Source organism: Bacillus sp. FSL K6-2865, assembly GCF_040311405.1.
Classification (GTDB): Bacteria; Bacillota; Bacilli; order Bacillales; family Bacillaceae; genus Bacillus; species Bacillus velezensis.
This window is the reverse complement of sequence record NZ_CP152036.1, coordinates 1,985,600-2,010,128: the sequence shown is the minus strand read 5'-3', so window position 1 is coordinate 2,010,128 and position 24,529 is coordinate 1,985,600. Positions and strand designations below refer to the sequence as shown.

The window sequence follows — 24,529 nt, the reverse complement described above, 5'->3', positions numbered from 1 at the left end:
TCCTCGTTTTTAGACAAAATTTCTTTCTCTGACCGGATTTAACCACCCGTAGCGCCGTGTCTTGAAATCCATTGCAAGAAAACAGGGGCTGATTTTACGCAGAATCTCAAAGAAAATCGTTTCCGCCTCATAATCTCCCGAAGCCGCAATCTCAATTAAACTGTCTTTCATCATGAAGGTGGCGCGGCCCTTTTCTCCGGGCAGTGTAAGCCGGTAAATGGAATCCAAACGGCTGTAACTCATTCGGTTTAAATGCAGCTGGAGACGCTGATGCATATGTATCACCGGAATCGGTTCCGTTATATATTGAACTTGCTTTTCTGTCATTTGATATTCCTGGGGTGTCAGGTCTGTCCAATGATAGTCTCGAAACAACTCAAACATAGCCGTTTCCCGCCCGAAGTAGTGGTTCGCAAACTCATCCTTTATCAGGTGTGTATAGTAATGACGTTCCATTTCCTCATCCCCTTTTACAGCGCTTCGTTATTGCTTTCTATTATACAAAAGGAGAAAAGAAAGAATTGTCTATTACTGTTACGCCGCCCCTTCTATTTTTGTCGCATAAACAGGAAAAAGAGGATGATTTGACTCATCCTCTTTTGTCTCGTTATTTGTTTAAAAGTTTTTTCACGCGGTCAACCACGTTTTCTGCAGTAAACCCGTATTCTTTCATAATTGTTTCTCCCGGAGCTGAAGCACCGAAACGGTCAATTGCGAGAACGTCTCCTTCAAGACCGGTAAATTTGCCCCATCCGAAGCTTGAACCCATTTCGATCGCAAGACGTTTCGTCACATTCGGAGGAAGCACGCTGTTTTTGTACTCGGCCGATTGTTTTTCAAAGCGGTCCCAGCTCGGCATGCTGACTACAGATACGTGAATGTTTTCTTCAGCCAGTTTCGCTTGAGCTTCGATCGCAAGTCCGACTTCAGAACCTGTCGCTAAAAGAAGAGCGGCCGGTGATTCCGTTTGGGCTTTGGAAACGATATAAGCCCCTTTTTCCACGCCCGCATACGCTTCTTCAGCCTGCTGATCAATCGTCGGCAGGTTTTGGCGTGTCAATACAAGAGCTGTCGGATGATCTTGGCTTTGAACGGCAACCTTCCATGCAGCTGCGGTTTCATTTCCGTCAGCAGGTCTGATCACAGAAAGGTTAGGAAGTGCGCGTAAAGAAGCAAGCTGCTCAATCGGTTCGTGAGTCGGCCCGTCCTCTCCTACGGCAATACTGTCATGCGTGAATACATAAGTGACGGGAAGACCCATCAATGACGCCAGACGAATGGCAGGTCTTAAATAGTCAGAGAACACAAAGAATGTGCCGCCGAATACGCGGAGGCCACCGTGAAGCGCCATTCCGTTTAATGCAGCGCCCATCGCAAATTCACGGACACCGAACCAGAAGTTTTTCCCGGCGTAGTCTTTGGCCGTGAAGTCTCCTCCATTTTTGATTGTCGTTTTATTTGAACCCGCAAGGTCAGCAGATCCCCCGACAAAGAAAGGAATTTTCTTGGCGATCCCGTTCAGCACCTCACCTGAAGATGCGCGGGAAGCAAGGCTGCTGCCTTTTTCATAAACGGGAACTTCCTGATCCCAGTCTTTAGGAAGCTCGCCTTTCATGCCAAGTGACAGCTGTTCAGCAAGCTCAGGGTATTTTTCTTTATAAGCCGCGAACAGTTCATTCCATTCCTGTTCTTTTTTCGAGCCGGCTTCTTTTACAGCTTGATTGAAATGCCCGTATACTTCTTCCGGAACATAAAAATCTTCTTCAAACGTCCAAGCATACGCTTCTTTTGTCAGCTTGCTCTCTTCTTGTCCTAACGGAGCGCCGTGAACGCCGGATGTCCCCGCGCGGTTTGGAGAACCGAAACCGATTGTCGTTTTCACTTCGATCAATGTCGGTTTTTTATCATTCTGGCGCGCTTTTTCAATTGCAGCCGTCAATTCAGCGATGTTGTTTCCGTCCTCAACATAAAGAACTTCCCAGTTCATTGCTTCAAAACGCTGCTTTACATTTTCAGAGAAAGAACGGTCTAAATCTCCGTCTAAGGAAATGTCATTAGAATCGTATAATACGATCAGGCGGCCTAATTCAAGATGGCCTGCAAGAGAAGCGGCTTCGGAAGAAATGCCTTCCATTAAATCGCCGTCTCCGCAAATACTGTATGTATAATGATCAACTACGTTGAATGAATCACGGTTATATGTCTCAGCCAGATGGCGTTCTGCAATTGCCATTCCCACTGCCATTGCAATACCCTGTCCAAGCGGCCCGGTAGTTGCGTCTACTCCGGCTGTATGCCCGAACTCCGGATGTCCCGGTGTTTTGCTTCCCCATTGACGGAACTGTTTCAAGTCTTCAATGCTGAGGTCATATCCGCTTAAATGCAGCATGCTGTATAAAAGCATTGAACCGTGGCCTGCTGATAAAACAAAGCGGTCGCGGTTAAACCAGCCCGGATTCTGCGGGTTTACATTCATAAATTTCGTCCACAGCGTATATGCCATCGGAGCGGCTCCCATCGGCATGCCCGGATGTCCGGAATTCGCTTTTTCAATTGCGTCTATAGATAGTGTACGAATGGTGGCAACTGATTTCTTTTCAATTGTATCCATTATAATCCCCTTCCTTATTGTTGTACCTTTTCATCATAAAGCGATGCTGACTTTTTCTCAACTCTTTCAGCTTAAATTTGAGATAAACTTGTTGAAAATTGTCGTAAAGCACATCCTGATATTAGTATATACGAAAAAAGAATACGTATTGCCGTATTCTTTCTGTTTAATGAAGATTATTTTTCTGTTGTTCTCTTTTTAATTTTTCAGGGGTGACATCGTTGCCTTCCGGATCAATCACTTTTACGCTCTTTAACGTATTTTTCATTGAGGAGCGGAATCCTTTCAAATACTCCTGGCGAAGCTTTTGCTGTTCAGCTTTTTCCTCATCCGTTATCGTGTTTGATTTAGCTTTTTGAGCCAATTCGTTAATTCTTGCGATTTTTTCTTTAGAAATCATAATAAGCTCCTTTGGTGCGTGTTGATTATATACTACTAAAACGCAGTCTTTTTTACAACTGATGCGCGTCAGCTGCCTTCTGTGTCTGCGGTATATTCCTGAAACCGCCGGTGAACCGTGGCTTTGGACACATCGTAGCCGAATCCCCTTAAGGTCGCTGCGATTTCTGCAAAGGTAAGCTTGTTGGCTCTCAGCCTGATAATTTCCGAAACCGGAACCTCTTTTTTTTCTTTTCCGCTGTTTTCATGTCTGTTTTTCAGATTCCGTTCAGGTTTGTAGCCGTTTTTCACGGCTCTTTTCATTCCCCGCCGGATTTTCATATTGTGAATTTTCCTTTGATATTCCTCAACAATACTGACGATTTCGAGTACCATCGAATCAGCTTCGGAAAGCTCCAGTTCACCTTTATGAGCCGTCGTATATATTTTTACGTTCTCCCTGTAAATGCAATGCAAAAGCGCAATCTTGGCGTTTCCTCTTCCCAATCTCGTTTCGTCCTGCACCAATATCGCGTCAATATGTGATTTTTTAATTTCATCAAGCATTTCAAATACTCCGTCGCGGTCCATTTCGTAACCGCTGGCTTTCTCAGAAATGACTTTCACGACTTCCATGCCGTTTGCAGCAGCGATCTCACTGAGCTCCTCTTCCTGTCTTTTTAATGACGTTTGCTGCTGTTCTTTGTTTGTGCTTACGCGGGCATAAATGAGCGCCTTCATTTCTCTCTTTCCTCTCTAATTGACAATGGCCAGCTGATATACGGCCGGATGCTTTTTCTTAACCGGAAGAATAAGTTCGTCTCCGGGCTTTATATCAGCAGTTTGGAGATGATTATTCTCCGTCACCCACTCAATGAAATCTTCTTTATTAATGTGTTTCTTTTCTGCTACATGATCCGCAAGTGACCAGAGTGTATCGCCGTCCTGAACCTTTATTTTAACATATTGGCTGAGGGACTGATCATTTCCCGCACATGAGACAAGTAAAATAGCGGCACTTAAAATCGCAGTAAACAGTCCGACAAATATAATAGATTCTTTCGCCATGTAAACAACCTCCGATAAGAATGTTTGTTCGCTTTTTATATCTTTCAGTATATACGAACAAACGTTTCTGTCAATCGTTTTTTCGAACCTATGTTTGTACTGTCAGGAAAATCATGCTATAATCTACTTAAAATCGACGTTTTGAGGTGCGAAATATGACGAAGCTATCAAAAAGGCAGCTTGATATCCTGCGTTTTATTAAAGAAGAGGTAAAAACGAAAGGATATCCGCCTTCTGTAAGAGAGATAGGAGAAGCAGTAGGACTGGCTTCCAGTTCAACCGTGCACGGCCATTTGGCGCGGCTGGAGACAAAAGGCCTGATCAGACGGGACCCAACTAAACCGAGGGCGATTGAGATATTGGATGAAGAAGAAGTCCACATTCCGAAAAGCCAGGTCGTAAACGTTCCGGTCATCGGGAAAGTGACGGCGGGTATTCCGATTACGGCTGTTGAAAATATCGACGAGTATTTTCCGCTTCCTGACCGGATGGTTCCTCCGGGCGAACATGTCTTTATGTTAGAAATCATGGGAGAAAGTATGATCGACGCCGGCATTTTTGACAAAGATTACGTCATTGTCAAACAGCAGAACACGGCCAATAACGGAGAAATCGTCGTAGCTATGACCGAAGATGATGAAGCGACGGTCAAGCGCTTCTATAAAGAAGACAATTATGTGCGGCTGCAGCCGGAAAATCCGACGATGGAGCCGATTATCCTGCAAAACGTAAGCATTTTGGGGAAAGTTATCGGCGTATTCAGAGCCGTACATTAATTCTATTAAACTTCATTTATCGTAAAAAACCCCTCTGTAAGGGGTTTTTTTGCATAAAAAAAGCAGATTCGCCCTGGCTTAAGAAACGAATCTGCTAAGGAGGAAAAACTTACATTCTTATTATCCGACATCACACTTTTGAAGTCAACTAATAATGTTTCCCTCGAGAAACTTTTCATTCGTTTTTCAACTTTGTATATTTGTGCGTGATGAATTTACTTTTGTTTATGTTTTTTTTGGACGGGTGCATTAAAATTTATATATGAATATTTAGTACATAGTACAATAAGTTATATTTAAATATAAAAAAACCCGCTGCCTTTAGCGAGTATCTATTTTCAATCAAAATGATAATATTCTACACCGTAAAACCCTTTAATATAGACGGGGCCACAGACGTTTGAAGAACTTTCAACCAGAATTCTGTATTTGTGATACGGATCAATTGATTTTTTATCCTGGGCACTGAGGTTTAACCAGCTGCCGCTGTAGTTTTTAGAACTTAATGTATAAAAATTCCCGTTCAGCGCCATCCGCTGGAGTTTCATGCTTAAACCGCACGAAGAGTTGTTCATTATGGTGAACTTATATCCTAAAAAGTAATCGTCGGCAGCTACAGCCCCCGGATTTTCAATATGAAACTCTTTTGCATTTCCCTCCAAAGTGAAGCTTGTTTTTGATCCGAATTCAGTGGTAGCCGCTTTAGCTGAGTGTATTCCGCTAAAACATAATAAAAAAACAGCAATACATATCCAGTATTTTTTCATTTGCATCCCCCTTTTTACATATTTTAACTTGCGAATCCTGTGATGTCTATTCACATTTTATTAAAACGTATGCTTTATAACCACTATATACCAGTTTAAAAATTTGCGGATTGCTTACAATGAATACTAAACGAAATAACGAAGGTGGTTCAAATGAAACACGTAATTGCTTTCGCTTCTAAAACGGCGCTCACACTTGCTTTACTGTACATTGTTCTGGATCTTATGTACCAAGTAACCTTTTTAAACGTTCTGTTTATTACAGTGATCTTAAGTTTAATCACTTATTTTGCGGGTGATTGCATGATTCTGCCGAGAACAAGCAATTTCACAGCCGTTGCAGCTGATTTCGGGATTTCATTCATTATATTATGGATATTCCTTATGAACATTGGCGGATTTAATGTCTCTCCTGCCGCGGCATCGGTTATCTCTGCACTTTGCATTTCTGTTTTTGAGGCATTCTTTCACCGGTATTTGCAGCAATATGTACTTCCCGAAGATTATCAGGACACAACAGAGACGGATAGCACGCTATGGAGCTATCAAACCGAGGCGTCTGAAGAATTAGTGCCGGAAAAAGACCCTCAGGAAAAAACATAAAAAGGAGGCAATCGCCTCCTTCTCTTTTTATTTTTGCTTCTGATCGTCCAGCGGCAGCTGCAGCAGTGAGTCTGTGCCTGTCGCTTTCGGCGTTTTTCCGTCCCATTTTTCAATCCATTTATATTTGATCATTTCATCGGACATTGATTTCTTTATGATTTCGTTATAATCAGCGATCCCTTCCGCTTCAATTTTTTTCTTTTTCGCTTCGGCTTCGGCTATTTTAATTTCAGTTTGTGTCCGTTCAAGTTCCTGTGAAGACTTCACCCTTGCATCGATAGCTTCCTGTGTGGCTTTATCCGGCTTCGGTACGCCAAGCGTCAGATCATCAATTAAAAATCCAAGACTCTTCATATCATCAGCAAATCTCTTTTGAACATCGGCAGCGGCTTCTGCAGATTTTTGCCCGTACGTGTCAATAACCGAGTATTTGCTGATTGATTTTCGCGCCGCATCCCACAGCCTTGTTTTTAAATATGTATTTTCAATCGTTTCAACGTCTACCGCTCCGAATTTGTTAAACAGATCGACTACTTTATCAGGCTGCACGACATAGTTGTAAGCGATATCCATTTCTATATTTTTACCGTCTGAGGTTGCCACTTTTATATTTTCATTATTCACTGTCTGCATACGCACCGGATATTCCGTTACTTTATTAAATAATCCGACTAAGTGCCAGCCTTGGTCCAATGTGTCGGATTTTACCCCGCCATTCGGTGAGTATACAACCCCGACATAACCGTTCGGTATTTTTTCAATGAATAGTGACGCTGTAACGCCCGCAATTAAAAGGGCTGCACCTATAATCACACCGCCGATAATTTTTTTTGTGTTTCCGCGCTTATTTTCGCTCATGCTGATCTTCTTCCTCCCATGACTTTTTGAATTTTTTGGCTCCGCTTCCCACTTGTTTAAAGATTGGACTAAGCATCAGCCATAAACCGAATCCGATGATGACAAGAAGAATGATAGACCCGATCATCACTTTCATTTGCCCACCTCTTTTCTTTCATCCTGTCAATTATGTATACGATCTTAAGAACTTAAAGTTTCATAAATTTCAAAAGAAAAAGCCCCGCCGGCAAAATAGGCGTGCTTATTGGTAATTTTCAGTGATAAAATCAGAAATCGTTTTTGTGAATTGATAAAAGGTCCCATTTTGTGTGGATGCTCTGCTTTTCAGCGTAAAAGTGTCAAATAGTGATTTTCTGAAGCCGGTGCTCATTTCGATTTGAATACTCAATCCGGATGAAGATTGATTGGCAAGGTTGTTCGGACTGACGCCTGCATATTTATCATTTATGCCAAGAAGAACGGCAGGATACCCGTGCCGTTTCAGCACATCGGTCAAAAGTTCGGCCCGTTCTCTGTCCGTACCGCCGATTTTTATCTTTTTATCATCACTGCCGTAACCGTGCAATGAAATGACATGAGAGTGCTCTTTCACCATTTGCACGGCCTTCGGTTCATCGAAATGCGAACTTGTCAAATGCAGAGCCGCATTACCGGCTGATTTTAACCCTTCAAATAAATATAAACTCCGGTTTTCGGCAATTTCTCTGGCTAACTCACTGGTCCCCGGCTCTATGCCTCCGCCGTGTATAGCTAATATGAGGACAGAAGGGTCATGCTCTCGCGTTGAAATGGAAAAATCGGAAGGATCTTCATTCAGCTTTAATTCCTCGAAACCGCCGTAAATATCTGAAGCGGCATCAGCCCGAAAGAACGGCAGAAGCAAAAACGGTAAAATTAAAACTAAAATTCCTTTTTTGGTTATTGATGGCATTTGTATGTTTATGTTACAATACAAATGCTTCAGCCTTTGAAGCGAACGGCAGAACAGGGTGACTTTGGACGGTTTCTTCTGCTCTGCCTCTTTGCCAGCTGCTTTACGGTCTACTCTTCTAACCCTTTTTGCCATAACATCATCCTTTCTTTTGTTTACACTTTTGTCACAATATTATATACGTTGGACAAAACCTCCGTTCATCTTGAAGAATAAAAACATCAAAACAACTTCTATCCTTTAACCTAAAAAAGTCTTTCTGTTCAAAGAGACGGAAGGCTTAAATGATAAAAATGAAACCCTTCTCCAGTTTTGGAGGAGAGTGAGGACTGCAGGGAAATCATTTTATCAATATTTGAGCCGGCATAGACGGTTACGGAGCGGCCGCTTATTTCGAAGTCAAATTCGAACGTGACGTATGATTTCCCAATTCAAGAATCCCCGAAACAAATTGAATGTAACTGCTGTTTCCATAAAAAAAAGACTGCTGTTAAGCAGTCTTTTTTCGTTTTATTTCGTGCCTGTTGATCCCAGTCCGCCGCGGTCATTGTTCCCGAGCTTGTCTACTTCGATCAGCTCCACTTCAGGCATTTTCTTCATGATTCTGAATTGGCAGATCCGCTCCCCCTTGGAAATGTCGGTATCCCGAAGCGCGAATGCAGGAAAAAACCAGAAGTCATTGTCGCCTTTATAAGATTCATCAATGACTCCCATTGAATTTGTCTGAATGATACCGAAATGCTTATATGTACTTGAACGCGGAACGACATGGGCCTCATATCCTTCCGGCAGTTCCATCGCAACTCCAAGCGGGATAAGTTTGAATTCACCTTTTTTGATTGTTATATCTTCAGCTGCCCGCAAATCAATCCAATCGCCCTGTTCAATTTTACTGATTCTCGTTTGCGTATCATCTGAATATTTAATTTTGATTTGTAAAGTCATTTTCGCTGCTCCTTTTGCTTCCCTATTTCAGTCGTATTGATGACCAATCCGTGCCCCATTATACCATTTAACTGATAAGAATGTTGATTTTGGTGTGTATGCAGCCGAAGAGGAAGCACTGCGAAGCCAATGAGAATAAACCTAAAATGAGGGCCCCTCCTATCAGTTTTTTCCTCCATTTTCACATGACAGCTTCAATTACAATAATGCAAAGCTTTATATCCGTTCTTTCAACAGAGCTTTTTTAAAATTTCACCTTGGTTTCAAAAGGAATTTCGTTCTGAATAAAGAATTTGAAGAATAAGCGCTTAAAGGGCGCGCGACTCTTTTCTGTCCCCTGCCTCAGGCGCTTATATCAAAAGAAAGAGGTGTCTTTAGAATGGTTCAATTTAAAAACTTTCCTGATCCGTCTTTAAACGCCCCATTGCAGTCTCGCCCTGCACAGCCCTCTGAATTGGAGCATCTCAAAGCAAGGATGCAGAATTTTATTAAGCATTCCGCAACGGATGATAATCTTGAGATCGCAGATGCCCGGGTGACGGCGGAAGGAATGGTCACCTCACTTTTAAAAGAACGGCTTGATACAGAATACGAAATGCTTATGAATAAAATCACCCGGGAAGTGAATGTGGAGGACTACGGAGCGGTCCCTGACGGCCGGGACAATACAGAAGCTTTTCGGAGAGCGATCGGGAACGGCCGGGTCAAAGTAAATGTTCCCGCAGGAGAATTTTTGGTTCAAGGGATAAAACTCCCCTCATGGACTACCATTTCCGGTGAGGGACAAGGGATTACCGTGCTTAAGCTTCATGAGGACACTCCCGCATTCGAATGGGTCATTACTAACGATGATTACGAAAATGGAAACCGTAATATTTTTGTGGAAAACATGACTTTAGACTGGAATCCTGATCGTCAATGCGGGGTCAGGAACCCCGGAGGACAGTTTTCCAGCTGTTTAACGTTTGCTAATGTGCAATACGGCTGGATTAAGAATGTTGAAACGGTTAACGCGGGTCTCCATGGTATTGATATTACATCTCCGACTTACGATCATTTGCCTGAAACAGAATGGACGAAAGACGGCTGCCGATATATATGGATTGATAACTGTGTGGCATACGGCGCCGGAGACGACGGCATTACCACCCATTACAGCGAGTATATTTTCATCTCCAACTGCCATTCCGGAAACCCCCGCGGCACAGAGCATGCTGAGGGCAGCGCAAACTCGAACGGCATTGAAATTGACGACGGCTCTAAACATGTATGGCTTTTAAATAACTATACGAGCGGAAATATCCGCGGGATTGAGGTAAAGGCGCACAGCCTGTGGCCGGCTTCTCAAAATGTTCATATTATCGGTCATGTTTCGTATCGTGATGTACGTTCATTTGATATTCGTCATATCGGCCATCATCAGGCCTCAGACCCCGAAAGCACGACGGCTTATGATGTTACTTTAACCGATTGCACCGCGATTGAACCGGTATTCAATGCTCTCTATGACGGTGTGACCCCGAGGGCGCTGGTCATCTCTGCCTATAAAAACGTTAATGTAAACGGATTCACAGCTATTGGTGATCCCTCATACGACTATGGCGGGAATCCAGTCGTGGCTCTTCAATACCGCAGTCAAAATATCACGATCAACGGCATTAAAATACGCGGCTTTACACAAGCCGGTGTTGACATCAATATATCCGGCGGATCAAATAAAACCGATTATGTTAAAATTTTAAATTTTGATATATACAAGTCATCTCCTAAAGGCATCTCAATCGGAGGAGGCCAATATAACGTAAATATTATGAACGGTACGATGATCGGAGACGGCGGTTCCGTCGGAATTACGTCCCCTAACAGTCAGGCCGTCATTCTCGGGGTGCAAGCGGAAGGTTACAGCGCGGCCGCATCTATAAAAGGACAGACTTATGAGCAGATCCCCGTCAATTTAAAGGGAGGCGCACAGCTCGCGACCAGCTCCGGTTTTGCATTCAACCCGACAAGCGCCGTTATTGCGGGAACAGGCGATATTACAGCCAGAGGTGACAGAAATGCGATCATCAGCTCTTCCGGAGGTTCAAGTTCTGAAGGTTCAAGGGCATTTATCGCCGCTTCAAACAATGTCCATATTACGGGCAGCAAAGTCTCCAGAACGATTCTGTCATCAGAAAGCATTACATTGGAAGAACCATACACGGTTGCCGGAGGGCATCAGTCCATCAAATGGAAATTGGATTCAGCGGGCGGCCACGGTACGTTCGCCGGAGCTGTCACCTCTTCCCTGTCAGGGTACGGAGAATATTTTGAAAGTGTAACCGGCCAGACAATTCCCGCCGGGACAATCGTCACAGTGAAAGGCGAAAAAATTGAATCGGCTCACGTCGGAGATTACATGCTCGGCGTCATTTCAGAAACAGCCGCTTTTATCTCAGGAGCCGCAAGCTTCGGATGGCAAAGCCGCTTTTTGACAAACGAGTTCGGCGGTTTCATATACGAAAATGTGACTGACGAGGAAACAGGAGAAACGGTACGCGTGCCGAAACAAAACCCAGACTGCAGTCCGGCTCTTGAAGCTGACTATGAAGCACGCGCGGCCAGAGACGAATGGCACATTGTCGGACTCAACGGCCGGCATTACGTACGGGTCGACAGTACGGTCAGCCCGGGAGATTATATCACGGCTCATAACGGAATCGGGACTAAAGCCGCGGAAGGCTGGAAGGTATTGAAACTGACAGCCTTATACAGTTCTGAAAAAGGGTACGGCATTGCAATTGCGGTTATCAAATAGGGTCTCAATATCAGGATCATCTCCTCTCTTTTCTATCGGGCGGGTATGATCCTGTTTTTTATACCGAATGAGATGCCTCTTTTTCAGCATACCGTTTCATTTGTCCAAGCCATCCATGCTTACTGTCATAGAATACTACCGTCAGATGAAAAAAGGAGGAATATGAGTATGGATATGGGTATGGATATGGACATGGAAATGAACGGACATTATGATCACCACCCAAAGCAGCCTAAACAAAAAAAGAAGAAACAAGATAAAAAGCATCTTGATTATGATTACATCGTTGTTTATAAAAGAAAATGCAAAAAATGTAAAAAATGCTGCTAACTTGACATATCAACACTTTTTACACCCGGTAAACTCCGGGTGTTTTTCTTATTATGGCGTTTCTCCGGGCTATTTTCACCCAAAATCCGGTCATCCTATCACAATACATAAAAAGACTCTATTATTTTCTTCCCTTTTCGCCTAATTAAAAGTATTTCATTTACAGAAAACAACACAAATAGAATGACATGACTTTTGAGAAAATCTACTCTTTGCTTGGTCAATTTTTCTGCGATACCATGAATTTGCAACAATTTTTAAAAATTTCCTCAGGAGGTCATAGCCATGAAAATCGCCAGAACGATAGTCGGATCATGCTTAGCTTTATCTCTAACAATTCCTTTCACAGCCAGTGCCTCAGCAGCCAGTCAGTCTGAACACGCAAACGCGCCTCACGTTTCACCCGTTGCAAATCCATTAGAAAGTAAATTATCCCAAACAGCAGACCAAAACGTAAAAGCAGCAGGTGTTGATGCCGGGCTGAACGTAAACGTAGATGTTCTCGGAATTTCAGATCGCATTGCTGAAGCGGTTAAGTCAGATCAAAACCGAACCGGCTGGGTAAAAAATGTCATGGAAACAACATTTTACGCATCAGGACAGAAGTACAACGTCATGGTGTTCAACTTAAATCAAGAATATGAAGACCGCTTTAACGGCGTTCAGTTTTACGGATCAGCCGTTTATGACGGTATTACTTACGGAATCTGGGTCTTCGAAGACGGGTCCTTCGATAACAAAGGAGACGGGGGCTGGATCAATTGGGCATTCAGAGGGTGGTTCGATCGTGATAATCAGCATATTGAATTCCACAGACCTTAATACGGAGAAAACTTGCGGCAGCGCCCGCAAGTTTTTTTTTAACTGGACTGCACATTTTTCACCGTTATAACGACTATACTTGAAGTGCGGGCTCCGATCGCAGCCCCGGTAAAGTCTTTCAAAGTGAGGGTATACCATGTCAAAGTCTTTAAAAATAGTGTTGTGGAGCATATTGGTGTTCATCATCTTGTTAGTGATTATCGGAATCGTTTCTTACAATCAAACTCCGTCTGCAGAAAGCACAGCAAAAAAATGCTTTACAGCGTCTAATCCATGTTAAGCCTTCATCGGCTTTTTTTATTTACCGCAGAACACTTGAAGTTCTTCTATTTAGATCGTTAACGTTCCCATTCGGAATGGAGTATACGCGTGTATCATCAGGCAATCCGTTTTGATACATGGTTCCGATTATGCCCTTCGCATCTTTTTTCTCGATTCCCCATCTCATTCCCTTTTTTCATGATACTGCTCTTGAAACCAACCAATCATTTCTTCAGCCTGTTCCGTTGAATCAAAAGGTTCCAATCCTAATAGCGTGTTACATTTTCATTTTTTAAAAAACAAGCCAGCTGCGCATCCTCTTCGCAACTTCTCAATGTATGAGCCTACCCGTTTCTATTACAGGAAGCAGTACGATGCCTCCTTTTACTCATTTTAACGGATGGTCATGTAAAGGAAATATAGACTAAAAAAACTTTTTTCAAAAAGTAAACTAGCATCCCTATCAAACTTTTCATTTCGGCATAATATGTATTAATCCTCTTTAGGAGGTGAGATTATATGGGATTCTCAAGTGGTTATGGTAGCTCCTTTGCGTTAATCGTGGTGCTATTCATTTTATTAATCATCGTTGGGGCTTCTTTCCTCGGCGGTTATTAAGAATCCTCTTACCTCCGCATCCATGTCAGCAGCACCTCCATGATCGTACGGCGCCATAAATGAAATGTTTATGGCGCTCTGCTGTTTTTCCCCTTTTCATTCACACATTAAAACTAAAAAGATCGGCCGATGTATCAACATGCAGCCGATCAGTAATTCATAGATTATTGTGTAAGGTTTACATCGATGACGTTATAGAAGGCATTGGAAGTATCCGCAACGTCCCATACCCCTAAAATGACATGATACCCGCTTCGATCAGTCGGCACAAAAATCTTATGAGTCAGATTCGTATCTGCCTTGGAACCGTCGTGGTTTACCGTTCCGATTAATTCGAATTCATCTCTTGACAAAGGTTTATTCGGATTCCAGTTTTTCTTGGTGATATAATAGTGCCACTTTGATGTCGCATGAGGGGCCGTGTAGTACCAAGTAAAGGTGTTAAAACCGCCGCGGATGTTTTGTTTTACCCAATAATCTGCAGTCTGCTTGTCTAAACCGAAGTCAATTTGTCCCGATCCCCCATTTGCAGACGCAATTCTTCCATCCGGCGGACCAGCAGCCGGAAATCCTTTCGGCCCTTCTACAGACTGAGGATTATCAATGACGGAGCCATATTTCTGCGCAGCGGCCGTCCAGCCCAATGTTTGTTTCTCTAATGCTCCCATGTACGCTCTGCTGACGGGCTCTTTTATATACCCGTGCGCAGATGCACCACTTGAATAGAAAGCGCCTCCAATACCAAGAGTAACAGTTAAAACTGCAGCTTTGACTAAACCCTTCATTACTGCATCATCCTCCCTCTTTTGTTAGTAAAAACCTTTCGGTGTATACACTTCACGATAGAGGTTGAAATGACCTTCCTTTTCTTGATAGGAAAAAGCAATGAGGTTGGCGCTTTTCCCTTTGTTTTTTATAATCATAAAGAAAAAGCCGGGCCGATTCTGTTGTCGAATCCGCGATTGACCGGCCCGCCCCTTTTGCTCAGAACTTCATTCGCTGGATTTGCCGGTTTCTTTTCGGATAACCGGTGCTACTTCCGCTGCTAATCGTTCGATGTTTTCCGCGGCTTTTTTAAACGGCATACCTCCTATATCGATTTGCGCGAGAAATCGCTGATGTCCGAATAACTCGTATTGATGCATGATTTTTTCAATGATCTGCTGTGAGCTTCCCACAAATAAAGCTGTTTCTTTTCCGGACGCCCGCTCAAAATCTTCCTTCGTTAAAGGCTCATCGATTCCGTGATATGAATGAACGTGAGACCAGTAATTTGAATGATACGGATAAAATTCTTGTATTGCCTGTTCATTCGTTTTTGAAATGAACATATGTCCGGTTACGGCAACCTTCACATTTTCCGGAGGATGACCGGCTTTAGAAGCCGCTTCCCGGTATTTGTCAACAAGCGGCTTAGATGACATCGGATCACCGCTCAGTACAGCTAATGCCAACCCCGCACCTGCACGCCCGGCCCGTTCTGCGCTTTCCGGAGTCCCCGAAACACCTAACCATAGCGGAATGCTTCCGCGAAAAGGCCGAGGAGAAATTTCTGCCTCGCGCAGCGGCGGCCGGTAACGTCCTTTCCAGGTAACCGATTCTTCCCCGGAATTTAATTTTAAAAAAAGGTCAATGTGTTCTTCAAACAGTTCTTTATAATGGCCTACGTCATAACCGAAAAGAGGAAACGAGTCTAAAAATGCGCCCCGTCCCGCAATGATTTCCGCCCGGCCGTCTGAAATCAGATCAAGCGTTGCAAAATCCTCAAATAAACGGACGGGATCTGCGGTGGATAATACAGTCGTGGCACTGGTCAGGTTAATATTTTCAGTGATCTGTGAAATCGCTGATAAGATGGCCGGCGGCGAAGATACCGCATAATCAAGACGATGATGCTCGCCTACACCGAATACATCAAGCCCTGCATCGTCAGCCAGTTTCGCCAGCTTCATCAATTCATCTATCCGCTGCTTTGCGCTGACTGTTTTCCCTGTCAGAGGATCGGGATATAATTCTGCAAATGAATAAATTCCAATTTCCATACAATCACGGTGTTCAGCCCTCACATTTCTCTCCTCCTGCACTGTGTAAAAAAGCTTTTATGTTATTCTATTCAGCCGTTTTACAAATAGGAATTCGTTCAAAATAAATACAGAAGCTTAACATGCAGAAGGTCGGTATGAGAGAAAAAAAAGTTTCAGGCACCCTTCAATTCTGCCATTATACTCATGCAGCCGGACTAGGCAAGAACAAAGCCGGCACAAGCGGATTCGAATTCATGTGTTCATTTTCAGTCCAATTCAATCCAATCGTGATATTGATCATAAAGCTTTCGTATTCTTCCGGCATCAAGAGCAATGACTTCACACCCTCTGTCATCATACACAAAGAAAATAATATCTTTTGTCATATTCACAAAGAAAACATCGGGATACCCAACGGAACAGCCCCCGAACCTTGGCTTCAGCGGAAAATCTTCGTGGACGGCTGCCTTAAGTAATTTGGGGATACGCAGATCTTTCCGTTTACATAATAGAGAAAACTGCTGCATTTCATATTCTTCTTCGACCGGGCATGGACAGGTCTTCACTTGAATCCGATATAAATCATCCTTACACTTCAGAAACGGCTGATAAACCTTTAATTTTCTCGCGTGATTACCTTGAGTTTTGTGCTTATACACGTTGGCAACAAGAAACAAGTCATCGCTATGTTCAAACAGCTCATTGAAAAGTGCTGCGGTTTGATGATGGACAAGCTGAAAATACTCAAGATTCAAAGCACCGCTTTCATTAAATTGATACATATTGCCGCCGAGAGAAAAATGAATTCCCACGTCCCATTGATGATAAATGCCGGGCACTAATTTTAAAGTCGGAAACCTTTCCTTCAGATAATCATTTATTTTCATTCAAACATCTCACTTTCCTTTTCCCGCTCCAGAAGCAGAAGAAGCCGAAAACATTCCGCTTATTTCTTTTTCACCCTTGTAATATTATTCCGATTGGAATACAATGAAATAGAACACTGTGAACCCCATTGATCAGGGTGGATGCTGGTCACATTCATCCTGATCCTTTCTTTTACACAAGATCGCCCCAACTTTGAACCCCTCCGTTCCAACCCTATTCATTGATATTACATATATTTCAATGGTATTATTTTCTTATACATGAGCATCAAGAGGTGTCCGCTTTGAACAACATCAGAAGATTAAGAGCATATTTTCAGTCTCACCGTAAAATAGGTCTGGCTGCAGACTTGCTTACGGCTGTATTGCTTATCTCATTATCCATTCTTTTTTACGGATGCCGGCAGGGAGCTGTTAATGGTTTCTTTATGTATGTCTTAGTAAGTAATTTTATCGGCTCCAATGCCTCTTTTATCGACTTCAGCACATCGAGGAAAAACAGACAAAAATAAAGGCTCTGCGTCAAAAAGAGGGTTATACCGCCCTCTTTTTATTCTTTCAGTCATACCAATGCGTTCTTTTCAGATTGAATTTTTCTGAATAGGACTCATGATCGGTTTTCCATGCTGCTTCAACAGTGATTTCATGACCGATTACTTCATGTTCCGGCATATATTCAAACGTCTGAATATGGTCTTCTCCCGTTCCGCCGCCTTCTAATTTCTCTCCGGTGTATTCTGAAAGATGATAGTCTTTATCTTCACCATATTTCCGGCCGTCAACAAATAATGTTAATCTCTTAATCACCGTGTTCTTTTCATTCACTTTATTACCTCTGTAATACAAATTCAAGAAATAGTTAGGGCCGATAGAGGTCTTGCCTGATTTTTCGATTGACGCTTCCCACGTCTTGCTTTGGCTATAGCCGATATATTTAACTTTTTCTCCTGAAATTAAAGAAAACAGTGCAAATCCGGCTGCTATTATGAGAACAGTGATAATACCCAGCAATGTTTTAATGACTTTATGTTTTTTCATGACATCCCGCCTTTATCATTTAGAACGTATGAATATTAAAATTGTTACATTTAATTTGAAAGAATAATAAAAAGGGATTCTAATTCCAGGAATAAAAAAAATACTAAGAAGATCATATTCCCCTTAGCTTCACATCCCAGACTGCCATGCAATAATGATAAAAGTCGTCCAAAAAGTTGTGACTAAAATAAGCATAACGGTTACAATCATTAAAATGAGACAACTTTATTGTTAGAATTGAGTCTTTGTTTTTGTGAAGAATCAGAGTAACCATTGATCCTGCAGCAAATAGATACGACAAAACCGCACCGACCCAATACCACAGCATAGAGTCATTGCTCCAGTAAGCCATTGACTGCATATAAATACTGAATATAAATCCTGACAATGCTAATAGAAACGAAACTAAATTTGATTTCACGTTAGAGTTCCTTTCTTCATAAGTTTTATTTTTAGGAACGGTCATACATCTGATAACACCTTTTATGCGATATGCTTCGCCGCTTTGTCTGCATATTTTAATTCTTATTTCGTTTTTAAATATGTTTACGAAAAAAGAAATCATATAAAGTTCACCTGAAACGCCGATTTAAAATTAAATAGATGTTTTATAAGCGTTAATTGCTTGATTTCTCAAAAGCATATTATCTTTCGCAACCATTCCAAGATTGTATGCTTGTTTGATGATATCCAGCACTTGATTATCGGTTTCAGTTACAGCTCGTCCACCAGTTATTCTGGATTTCCAATAATCAAACTGGTGATTTCATTCTGAACAGCTTTTAACATTTTGATTATCAACCACTTTTCCATTCTCGAGCGCATCATTGCTGATTCGATTACTTCCCGCTCCTTCTGTCGTTAAACTGCAAAATGTCCATCACATTCATCCTCTCTCCAATTTTACAACGTTGCTATAATGAATTTCATGATTTTCCCAGCCTTCAAGCTTAATCTTTTTGATCGTTACTAATCTAAGTACTTTTTTCAATTCCATAATCCATTGGTATGATCGGTAACCTAATGAAGTATTTTACTTAAATACAAAAAAACCTGCTTTCAGCAAGGTTTTTTCGACAAAGGGGAAATTATTTCCCCACAAATTCTATTAACTATGTTTTTGTTTTAACCATTCTTTCTTTAGCAATGCGTATTGGTAGGTGTTTTCATATTTAGGTGTTCCATCCTCGTGTGCTGTAAATGAAATAAATTCAAGAAAATAACCTTCTTTACGCATTCCTAATCTTTCACATAATTTTTGTGACCTGCAGTTATCATCTTCAACATATGCATAAAGCCTTCTTGCTTCTTTTAGCATAAAGAGATACTCAAGGAAAGCCTTCGCACTTTCACTTGCGTATCCCTTCCCTTCAAAACGGGCATTGAAATTCCAACAAACGGAATAGGTATCTGGCTCTTCTTTTAAATAAAATAGTTCTCCGACTAGATCATTACTGTCTTTTAAACAAACTGCAATATAAGAGTCATCTCGGCTTCTTTTTTGAACGTTTGCTGCAGCTTCTTCTAACGTAGATATTCTGTCATCAAGAAAGCAATTCACTCTCGGATGTGCCGAATATTCCAACAGACCTTGCGCATCTCTCTCGGTAAAATTTCTTAAAATTAAGCGAAGGGTTTCAATTTTTTGCATTTGCAGTCTCCTGTTTCATTGTTATCGATCTTTGAAAAGAACTTCTTCGTTTGTTGAAGAACTTATCTCAATCTATTTTTACTATAATGATGGACGTTATCATCTTTGTCAAAAACAATAATCATTCATTTGCCGCCCGCGATGTAAAGTACTGAACAATTTTCGTGAAAAACCCTCAGTATCGAATATAGAAACGAGGAATAGTAATAAAACAAAGTTAAGCCATTACAAGCTTATTGAGTTTTTTTTCAAACTTATTCACGCTCATCATCTCATGAGTGAGAAATGTCCCATTATAAAACACGCTGAAAGTCGTCCAAACTGCCGGGGATTTTTGCGCCATATCTTTTGACGTTATTCGCCGGGCCTGAAAATGAAGTCCTTTCTTTTCAGTCAGTTCCTTTAAATCCTTTAACAATCCGACTGCAAATGGGCATTGGGCTGTATAAAATATTGTGATTCCCTCATCATTAACGAAATTACTTTTCACCTGTTTTTTAAATACAGGAGGATGTGCATGTTCATTCCACGTCAGTGACATCAACTGAAAATAGGGTTCTGCTTCATCTTGCACAGCAAATCCCATATGTTCAAAGAAATGCTTATCACTTAAATAAGGGAGCTTTTTCTTCCCCACTATATGAACTATCCCATCCATACCGCGGGATTTTGCATCTGACACACATTTTTCTAACAAGTGTTTCGCATGTCCGTTATTCTTATATTTACCTGAGACCCAAAGACAATTAATAAACATAAAATGAGGTGCTCTTATCGGAACCCACGCTTCTTCTGCAGGTAAATATTCAATAAAAACTTTTGCCCGTTCGTTTAGGCGATAGAACACAAAGCCATCAATCATCCGATCTTTGAGCCAGCTCTTCTTTTCATTTACCGCATCCTCATATTGTTTCGTACCTAATGCACAGCAAATATGATTGTCATCAATATTGTCCCTAGTCAACTCAATGTACTCCATTTTTCCTCACCCGCTTTCTTTTGGAAACATCAGCTTTACTTGCAGTGAACATTGTAATTTCTCAGAAATTTAGAGTCCCAGAACCAATATATGAACGCAGCAACAATGCTCATTATGTAATAAATGAAACTTCTGAAAACTGTGAAATCAATTGACGGATTATCTATGTGCCAGAACAAGAACACAGCTAAAAAAGCGACTGCTGTATAAATGAAAAGATGAACCAAACTAAACTTTTTAGGCTTCTTTCTTAGCCATAGTTGAACAGGAACAGCAAACAAAAAGTAAGTAATAAATGCATAAAAAGCAATGATAACTACAGTAACCAATGCAAATGGCACAAAACCCGAGTATACAAACATATATAGTCCGAAGATCAAACCATACGACAAACTTGAAAAAACCAATGTGTAGGTATAGCTTTGCCTTTTTCTCCAAGTCGCCGCTCCCATATATTTCACCTGCTTTTTATAAGAATACATTTCTCATACTTTTCCTATTGTTTAAAATCAGTATATATCCATCACTTTAAAAGATCTATGTTTTTTTGACAGATCATCAATTCACTATCTTAATATCCAGAAATTTTAATTGCCATTAAAAAAGGTCAAGGAAATACCTTGACTGTGTATCGCTCACCAATCTGCATCCGGCTCATCGTGTTCGAATCCGTAAAAGCCTTTAATCCACACATCTCCGCAGCCGGCTCCTTTTGTGATCAATAAGTAATGATTTCTGTTTGCATCACCATTCACCTTATCAGCCGGGCTCAAGTTCAAATGATTACCCGTGAAATTCTTTTCACTAAGGGTAAAATCATATCCTGCCAGTGTAATTCTCTGCAGTTTAAGCTCAAATATCGGCAGAAAGATTACGACCACAAATTCAAAGCAAGAAACGACAGCCCCCATGCACATAGACCAAACATTACAAAGAACCTAAGCAAAGCTTCGAATTTTGTAAGTCTTCGTTCCCTTTTTGTTTTCCCTAATTTCCAATAAACGGCGTAGCTGGAAAACACCAAAATGAGTTGTCCGAGTCGCGACACAGATTCTAAAAATTCTATTCCATCCATTGATTTTCACCTCGTTTATTTAAACAGAGAGTTCTTCTTACAGCGTTTATCCAAAGCACTAATTTCTTCGGTTATAAAAACCGCTTGAGGAATTTGTTTGTAAAATGGTTTGCGTGCCGCTTGATAAAAACAGCCCATCCTTACTCCCCCATGTATCAATCAAGATGAATTTTATTATCTCAGATGGAAAGACCATTTCCAACAGTTATGTAAAAATAAGTAACTGCAATATGCTAATTGTATAAGAAAAGTTGTCTTATCCAGCAGAACCATGAGTGCTGCGTTTTTACATTAAAGCGTTAAAGGTGAATTATAAAAGAGCCGCTTTTAGGCTCATTCGCGAAGCTTTATCATTTTATTTTTATGATTGTATCCTCCTGTCAGTCCTGCTGGAATAAATTTGCAGGAAGGTCAGGTTTAATCCGCCGCCCTGCTCACCTTCGACCCTTCTTGCAGCTCCCCCAAAAATATCCGATGAACAGCTTTTATCTCTTCCCTTTGTGATTCCCTGAGCGAAATCTGACTCTTCCCAAAACTTATCTGGCCTTGCATCGTGGAGCGCCAATTCTCATGCATCAATTTAATTCAGGATATTCACATTTTGCTTTTCGTCCGATGAACGTGTGATTTCCAAGATGACAAGGGCCATGAATGAGATCATCATGTCCGACAATTACATTGTTTCCGATATAAATAGAATATGCCTTATCTTTGACTGAAACAAATTGTTTTAACAAATCATGTAAAATGACTCCCTCTTGAAGATTTGTATTTGAACCAATCGCACGAATAGCAGCATTTGGCGCTACTTAAACTCACGTCTCCTTTCACGCTGGAAAACGGACTTATGAACGAGGTTTTATCGATTTTAAGGTATCTTTGAACCGGATTACATGATGTAACAGGGTTAGGGCTGATAAAGGGCAAAAACTTAGTGAGCCGGTGATTGTCAAACTTATCTTCCGTCAGCTTTTTATCGCTCAAAAAAAGCCTCCTTTGAAAACGCATCTATTTATGTATATATGTAAATTCTGTGCATTTGGAGATGACACATGATATCCATAGAATCCTCCCTGCATAGCTCCCTCAATTTTTGCAGAGACACTTGTCCGCAAAAAATGTAAGGGTTTTCAAAAGGAGAGCAGTGTGCTAAATTGTAAGATAAGTAACAATTTTCTGCCAATGATAAAAAGGGGTGTATGACGTGAAAGCAGTAGTAGCAACGAAAGACAAAAGTATAGCGATCGTACAAAAAGAATTACGTCCTTTGCGACATGGTGAAGCCAAAGTTAAGATGGAATACTGTGGTGTATGTCATACTGACTTACATGTTAAAAATGCTGATTTCGGGGATGTTACTGGCGTCACTTTAGGTCATGAGGGAATAGGCATTGTAACTGAGATTGGTGAAGGTGTAGCAAGTCTGAAAAAGGGCGACCGCGTCTCTATTGCCTGGATGTTTGAAAGCTGCGGCTGCTGTGAATATTGCTTAACTGGCCGTGAAACCTTGTGCCGCGATGTAAAAAATGCCGGCTATACAGTTGACGGCGCAATGGCTGAAGAAGCAATCGTAGCGGTTGATTATGCAATAAAGGTGCCGGAAAATTTAGACCCTGCAGCAGCAAGCAGCATTACTTGTGCAGGTGTAACAACTTATAAAGCGGTTAAAGTCAGTGAAATTAAGCCAGGTCAATGGATCGGTGTATTTGGAGTCGGCGGTTTAGGCAACTTGGCTGTTCAATATGCAAAAAATGTCTTTAACGCTAAAGTGATTGCTTTCGACATTAGCGATGAAAAATTGAATTTTGTTAAGAGCTTAGGCGCTGATGCGGTTGTAAACAGTTTAAACGAAGACCCCGTCGCTAAAGCAAAAGAAGTGACTAACGATTTAGGGCTTGATGCTGTGGTCATCACGGCTGTCTCTAAAACCCCTTTCAATCAAGCGATTGATGTTGTAAAAGCAGGAGCCCGCGTAGTCGCTGTCGGTTTACCGGTGGACAAAATGGATTTAGATATTCCCCGTCTCGTGTTAGATGGAATTCAGGTAGTAGGTTCATTAGTAGGTACCAGAGAAGACCTGAAGGAAGCTTTTCAATTTGCTGCAGACGGTAAAGTTGTACCTAAAGTGACAAAACGCCCGATCGAAGATGTGAATGATATTTTTGAAGAAATGGAGCAAGGTAAAGTGACCGGCCGCATGGTTATCGATTTTACTTCCTAATCATTAAGGCTGCCGGGAATGATACGGCAGCCTTTGATCTCGATTCTTGCTCGGCGCCCCACCCAGACTGAATGAGACTTTGTCATTTAGTTCAGAAAAGAAGCTCTACAGATCATTCGGCGGTTATGCATTTTGCAAGTACTCTCTGAACTAATCCTGATACCAATATAATACAAGGTCATTCATTGCCGAAGCGTAGCCCTGCTGTCTTAACATAGTTGTTATGCTGCCCCGATGATAAGTTCCGTGATTGGCAACATGGAATAAAATTTCTGAGTAAGCAGTTTCTCTGTAACCTAACCAAGGATTATGTAAGTTCATTGTTTGTTCTACATCTGTTTGGCTATTCATCCATTCTTCAAACTGTGAAGCCAGTTCATCATAAGACGCCGCAAATTCATCTGCAGAATATAAATGAGCCCTTTCTGCATAAGCCATAGAACCTTCCAATGCTTCCTGCATGTCTATTCCTTTAAGTACTTGCAGCCACATAACATCCACCGCGCAGATGTGACTGAACGTTTGAGCAATTGTAGGATATGAACTGTGAACCTCTTCATATTCATCTTCACTGAGTAATTTGAGGCCTTTTTCGAACTTCTCTAATTTAATCTACATAATAGTTCACTGAATCTCTCAACAATTTTAGATAAACATCTTCTTTTTATAGAGATGTTCGTTCAATCGACATCCTTGTGATATATATGGTAAAATTTATAGAAACAAAGGAGTGTTGTTACATATGAGTCTTATCATTTTAGCATCCATGCTTTTATGGGGTGCAGTGATCCACGAGCTAAACAAACCTTCAAAAAAGCAAAGTAAACGAAAAATGATCCCTTTGGTATCCCTCAGTTCTTTATCTACTTTAATCATCACAATTTCGCTT

The 24,529-nt window shown here is 41.4% G+C and carries 27 protein-coding genes and 2 pseudogenes; 8 read left to right on the top strand and 21 right to left on the bottom strand.

What is annotated here, in order from left to right:
• Nucleotides 1-9: 9 nt before the first annotated feature.
• The 5 genes from sirA to yneA form a co-directional block, all read right to left on the bottom strand.
• Nucleotides 10-456, bottom strand: a complete 447-nt coding sequence (sirA, locus tag NYE42_RS09975; protein ID WP_003153995.1) for a sporulation inhibitor of replication protein SirA — start codon at nt 454-456, stop codon at nt 10-12.
• Nucleotides 457-607: 151 nt separating this feature from the next.
• Nucleotides 608-2,611: a transketolase gene (tkt, locus tag NYE42_RS09970; protein ID WP_032865999.1), complete on the bottom strand. Its 2,004-nt coding sequence runs from the start codon at nt 2,609-2,611 to the stop codon at nt 608-610.
• 166 nt (nt 2,612-2,777) lie between these two features.
• Nucleotides 2,778-3,011 (bottom strand): DUF896 domain-containing protein, encoded by a 234-nt coding sequence (locus tag NYE42_RS09965; protein ID WP_003153997.1) that lies wholly within the window; start codon nt 3,009-3,011, stop codon nt 2,778-2,780.
• Between the two features lie 68 nt (nt 3,012-3,079).
• Nucleotides 3,080-3,730, bottom strand: coding sequence for a recombinase family protein (locus tag NYE42_RS09960; RefSeq protein ID WP_003153998.1), 651 nt, complete (start codon nt 3,728-3,730; stop codon nt 3,080-3,082).
• A gap of 15 nt (nt 3,731-3,745) precedes the next feature.
• Nucleotides 3,746-4,057, bottom strand: coding sequence for a cell division suppressor protein YneA (gene yneA, locus NYE42_RS09955; protein WP_003154001.1), 312 nt, complete (start codon nt 4,055-4,057; stop codon nt 3,746-3,748).
• Between the two features lie 155 nt (nt 4,058-4,212).
• Between yneA and lexA the strand changes: the two genes are divergently transcribed.
• Nucleotides 4,213-4,833: a transcriptional repressor LexA gene (lexA, locus tag NYE42_RS09950; protein WP_076424212.1), complete on the top strand. Its 621-nt coding sequence runs from the start codon at nt 4,213-4,215 to the stop codon at nt 4,831-4,833.
• A gap of 338 nt (nt 4,834-5,171) precedes the next feature.
• Here the strand turns inward: lexA and NYE42_RS09945 are convergent, their stop codons facing one another.
• The gene (locus tag NYE42_RS09945; protein ID WP_003154006.1) at nt 5,172-5,600 is read right to left on the bottom strand and encodes a hypothetical protein; all 429 of its coding nucleotides are present in this window, start codon (nt 5,598-5,600) and stop codon (nt 5,172-5,174) included.
• A gap of 153 nt (nt 5,601-5,753) precedes the next feature.
• On the opposite strand from NYE42_RS09945, the gene NYE42_RS09940 reads away from it, so the two are divergent.
• Nucleotides 5,754-6,203, top strand: coding sequence for a YndM family protein (locus NYE42_RS09940; protein ID WP_003154009.1), 450 nt, complete (start codon nt 5,754-5,756; stop codon nt 6,201-6,203).
• 27 nt (nt 6,204-6,230) lie between these two features.
• Here the strand turns inward: NYE42_RS09940 and NYE42_RS09935 are convergent, their stop codons facing one another.
• The 4 genes from NYE42_RS09935 to NYE42_RS09920 all read right to left on the bottom strand — a co-directional run bounded on the left by NYE42_RS09935 (nt 6,231) and on the right by NYE42_RS09920 (nt 8,937).
• Nucleotides 6,231-7,061, bottom strand: coding sequence for a prohibitin family protein (locus NYE42_RS09935; RefSeq protein ID WP_007410333.1), 831 nt, complete (start codon nt 7,059-7,061; stop codon nt 6,231-6,233).
• Nucleotides 7,048-7,197, bottom strand: coding sequence for a hypothetical protein (locus NYE42_RS09930; protein ID WP_007410334.1), 150 nt, complete (start codon nt 7,195-7,197; stop codon nt 7,048-7,050). The genes NYE42_RS09935 and NYE42_RS09930 overlap by 14 nt, the downstream gene beginning before the upstream one ends.
• Nucleotides 7,198-7,302: 105 nt before the next feature.
• Nucleotides 7,303-8,127, bottom strand: coding sequence for a poly-gamma-glutamate hydrolase family protein (locus NYE42_RS09925; protein WP_352426985.1), 825 nt, complete (start codon nt 8,125-8,127; stop codon nt 7,303-7,305).
• 375 nt (nt 8,128-8,502) lie between these two features.
• Nucleotides 8,503-8,937: a dUTP diphosphatase gene (locus tag NYE42_RS09920; RefSeq protein ID WP_003154017.1), complete on the bottom strand. Its 435-nt coding sequence runs from the start codon at nt 8,935-8,937 to the stop codon at nt 8,503-8,505.
• Nucleotides 8,938-9,316: 379 nt separating this feature from the next.
• Between NYE42_RS09920 and NYE42_RS09915 the strand changes: the two genes are divergently transcribed.
• The 4 genes from NYE42_RS09915 (at nt 9,317) to NYE42_RS09900 (ending at nt 13,765) form a co-directional block, all read left to right on the top strand.
• Entirely contained in the window at nt 9,317-11,734 is a 2,418-nt protein-coding gene (locus NYE42_RS09915; RefSeq protein WP_007410336.1) for a peptidase G2 autoproteolytic cleavage domain-containing protein, read from the top strand.
• Nucleotides 11,735-11,902: 168 nt separating this feature from the next.
• On the top strand, nt 11,903-12,064 hold the full coding sequence (locus tag NYE42_RS09910; RefSeq protein ID WP_265450959.1) for a hypothetical protein: 162 nt from the start codon (nt 11,903-11,905) through the stop codon (nt 12,062-12,064).
• Between the two features lie 285 nt (nt 12,065-12,349).
• Nucleotides 12,350-12,886, top strand: coding sequence for a hypothetical protein (locus NYE42_RS09905; protein WP_007410338.1), 537 nt, complete (start codon nt 12,350-12,352; stop codon nt 12,884-12,886).
• A 780-nt stretch (nt 12,887-13,666) separates the two neighbouring features.
• Complete coding sequence (locus NYE42_RS09900) at nt 13,667-13,765, top strand: YjcZ family sporulation protein (RefSeq protein ID WP_352426984.1); 99 nt, start codon at nt 13,667-13,669, stop codon at nt 13,763-13,765.
• Nucleotides 13,766-13,929: 164 nt separating this feature from the next.
• Here NYE42_RS09900 and NYE42_RS09895 read toward each other — a convergent pair whose 3' ends face one another.
• From NYE42_RS09895 to NYE42_RS09885, 3 genes are all read right to left on the bottom strand, one after another.
• Nucleotides 13,930-14,550, bottom strand: a complete 621-nt coding sequence (locus NYE42_RS09895; protein ID WP_015239922.1) for a lytic polysaccharide monooxygenase — start codon at nt 14,548-14,550, stop codon at nt 13,930-13,932.
• A 207-nt stretch (nt 14,551-14,757) separates the two neighbouring features.
• A complete protein-coding gene (locus NYE42_RS09890; protein ID WP_168984969.1) occupies nt 14,758-15,831 on the bottom strand; it encodes an LLM class flavin-dependent oxidoreductase in 1,074 nt (357 codons plus the stop codon).
• A 224-nt stretch (nt 15,832-16,055) separates the two neighbouring features.
• Entirely contained in the window at nt 16,056-16,676 is a 621-nt protein-coding gene (locus NYE42_RS09885) for a DUF3885 domain-containing protein (protein ID WP_160223078.1), read from the bottom strand.
• 284 nt (nt 16,677-16,960) lie between these two features.
• Here NYE42_RS09885 and NYE42_RS09880 point away from each other — a divergent pair, with 284 nt between their 5' ends.
• The gene (locus NYE42_RS09880; RefSeq protein ID WP_095352116.1) at nt 16,961-17,188 is read left to right on the top strand and encodes a hypothetical protein; all 228 of its coding nucleotides are present in this window, start codon (nt 16,961-16,963) and stop codon (nt 17,186-17,188) included.
• A gap of 46 nt (nt 17,189-17,234) precedes the next feature.
• On the opposite strand, the gene NYE42_RS09875 is transcribed toward NYE42_RS09880, so the two are convergent.
• From NYE42_RS09875 to NYE42_RS09845, 7 genes and pseudogenes are all read right to left on the bottom strand, one after another.
• Complete coding sequence (locus NYE42_RS09875) at nt 17,235-17,714, bottom strand: DUF4944 domain-containing protein (RefSeq protein WP_095352117.1); 480 nt, start codon at nt 17,712-17,714, stop codon at nt 17,235-17,237.
• Nucleotides 17,715-18,309: 595 nt separating this feature from the next.
• Nucleotides 18,310-18,549: pseudogene (locus NYE42_RS09870) on the bottom strand (hypothetical protein).
• A 273-nt stretch (nt 18,550-18,822) separates the two neighbouring features.
• Nucleotides 18,823-19,365, bottom strand: coding sequence for a GNAT family N-acetyltransferase (locus NYE42_RS09865; RefSeq protein WP_335390053.1), 543 nt, complete (start codon nt 19,363-19,365; stop codon nt 18,823-18,825).
• Between the two features lie 217 nt (nt 19,366-19,582).
• Nucleotides 19,583-20,344, bottom strand: a complete 762-nt coding sequence (locus NYE42_RS09860) for an N-acetyltransferase (RefSeq protein ID WP_061860577.1) — start codon at nt 20,342-20,344, stop codon at nt 19,583-19,585.
• 35 nt (nt 20,345-20,379) lie between these two features.
• Nucleotides 20,380-20,796, bottom strand: coding sequence for a UPF0715 family protein (locus NYE42_RS09855; RefSeq protein WP_352426983.1), 417 nt, complete (start codon nt 20,794-20,796; stop codon nt 20,380-20,382).
• A gap of 183 nt (nt 20,797-20,979) precedes the next feature.
• Nucleotides 20,980-21,195 (bottom strand): annotated as a pseudogene (locus NYE42_RS09850) (hypothetical protein); the annotation flags it as partial.
• A 20-nt stretch (nt 21,196-21,215) separates the two neighbouring features.
• Nucleotides 21,216-21,419 carry a hypothetical protein gene (locus tag NYE42_RS09845; RefSeq protein WP_041482442.1) on the bottom strand — a complete coding sequence of 68 codons (204 nt, stop codon included), beginning with the start codon at nt 21,417-21,419 and terminating at the stop codon, nt 21,216-21,218.
• Between the two features lie 1,204 nt (nt 21,420-22,623).
• Here NYE42_RS09845 and adhP point away from each other — a divergent pair.
• A complete protein-coding gene (adhP, locus tag NYE42_RS09840) occupies nt 22,624-23,640 on the top strand; it encodes an alcohol dehydrogenase AdhP (RefSeq protein ID WP_327943176.1) in 1,017 nt (338 codons plus the stop codon).
• A 150-nt stretch (nt 23,641-23,790) separates the two neighbouring features.
• Here adhP and NYE42_RS09835 read toward each other — a convergent pair whose 3' ends face one another.
• Complete coding sequence (locus tag NYE42_RS09835; RefSeq protein ID WP_236655738.1) at nt 23,791-24,252, bottom strand: DinB family protein; 462 nt, start codon at nt 24,250-24,252, stop codon at nt 23,791-23,793.
• Nucleotides 24,253-24,529 lie beyond the last annotated feature (277 nt).

Bases quoted from the DNA above. Each gene is read 5' to 3' on its own strand.
- sirA (WP_003153995.1), bottom strand. From the start codon at position 456: ATGGAACGTCATTACTATACACACCTGATAAAGGATGAGTTTGCGAAC.
- tkt (WP_032865999.1), bottom strand. From the start codon at position 2,611: ATGGATACAATTGAAAAGAAATCAGTTGCCACCATTCGTACACTATCT.
- NYE42_RS09965 (WP_003153997.1), bottom strand. From the start codon at position 3,011: ATGATTTCTAAAGAAAAAATCGCAAGAATTAACGAATTGGCTCAAAAA.
- NYE42_RS09960 (WP_003153998.1), bottom strand. From the start codon at position 3,730: ATGAAGGCGCTCATTTATGCCCGCGTAAGCACAAACAAAGAACAGCAG.
- yneA (WP_003154001.1), bottom strand. From the start codon at position 4,057: ATGGCGAAAGAATCTATTATATTTGTCGGACTGTTTACTGCGATTTTA.
- lexA (WP_076424212.1), top strand. From the start codon at position 4,213: ATGACGAAGCTATCAAAAAGGCAGCTTGATATCCTGCGTTTTATTAAA.
- NYE42_RS09945 (WP_003154006.1), bottom strand. From the start codon at position 5,600: ATGAAAAAATACTGGATATGTATTGCTGTTTTTTTATTATGTTTTAGC.
- NYE42_RS09940 (WP_003154009.1), top strand. From the start codon at position 5,754: ATGAAACACGTAATTGCTTTCGCTTCTAAAACGGCGCTCACACTTGCT.
- NYE42_RS09935 (WP_007410333.1), bottom strand. From the start codon at position 7,061: ATGAGCGAAAATAAGCGCGGAAACACAAAAAAAATTATCGGCGGTGTG.
- NYE42_RS09930 (WP_007410334.1), bottom strand. From the start codon at position 7,197: ATGAAAGTGATGATCGGGTCTATCATTCTTCTTGTCATCATCGGATTC.
- NYE42_RS09925 (WP_352426985.1), bottom strand. From the start codon at position 8,127: ATGGCAAAAAGGGTTAGAAGAGTAGACCGTAAAGCAGCTGGCAAAGAG.
- NYE42_RS09920 (WP_003154017.1), bottom strand. From the start codon at position 8,937: ATGACTTTACAAATCAAAATTAAATATTCAGATGATACGCAAACGAGA.
- NYE42_RS09915 (WP_007410336.1), top strand. From the start codon at position 9,317: ATGGTTCAATTTAAAAACTTTCCTGATCCGTCTTTAAACGCCCCATTG.
- NYE42_RS09910 (WP_265450959.1), top strand. From the start codon at position 11,903: ATGGATATGGGTATGGATATGGACATGGAAATGAACGGACATTATGAT.
- NYE42_RS09905 (WP_007410338.1), top strand. From the start codon at position 12,350: ATGAAAATCGCCAGAACGATAGTCGGATCATGCTTAGCTTTATCTCTA.
- NYE42_RS09900 (WP_352426984.1), top strand. From the start codon at position 13,667: ATGGGATTCTCAAGTGGTTATGGTAGCTCCTTTGCGTTAATCGTGGTG.
- NYE42_RS09895 (WP_015239922.1), bottom strand. From the start codon at position 14,550: ATGAAGGGTTTAGTCAAAGCTGCAGTTTTAACTGTTACTCTTGGTATT.
- NYE42_RS09885 (WP_160223078.1), bottom strand. From the start codon at position 16,676: ATGAAAATAAATGATTATCTGAAGGAAAGGTTTCCGACTTTAAAATTA.
- NYE42_RS09875 (WP_095352117.1), bottom strand. From the start codon at position 17,714: ATGAAAAAACATAAAGTCATTAAAACATTGCTGGGTATTATCACTGTT.
- NYE42_RS09865 (WP_335390053.1), bottom strand. From the start codon at position 19,365: ATGCAAAAAATTGAAACCCTTCGCTTAATTTTAAGAAATTTTACCGAG.
- NYE42_RS09860 (WP_061860577.1), bottom strand. From the start codon at position 20,344: ATGGAGTACATTGAGTTGACTAGGGACAATATTGATGACAATCATATT.
- NYE42_RS09855 (WP_352426983.1), bottom strand. From the start codon at position 20,796: ATGGGAGCGGCGACTTGGAGAAAAAGGCAAAGCTATACCTACACATTG.
- NYE42_RS09845 (WP_041482442.1), bottom strand. From the start codon at position 21,419: ATGGATGGAATAGAATTTTTAGAATCTGTGTCGCGACTCGGACAACTC.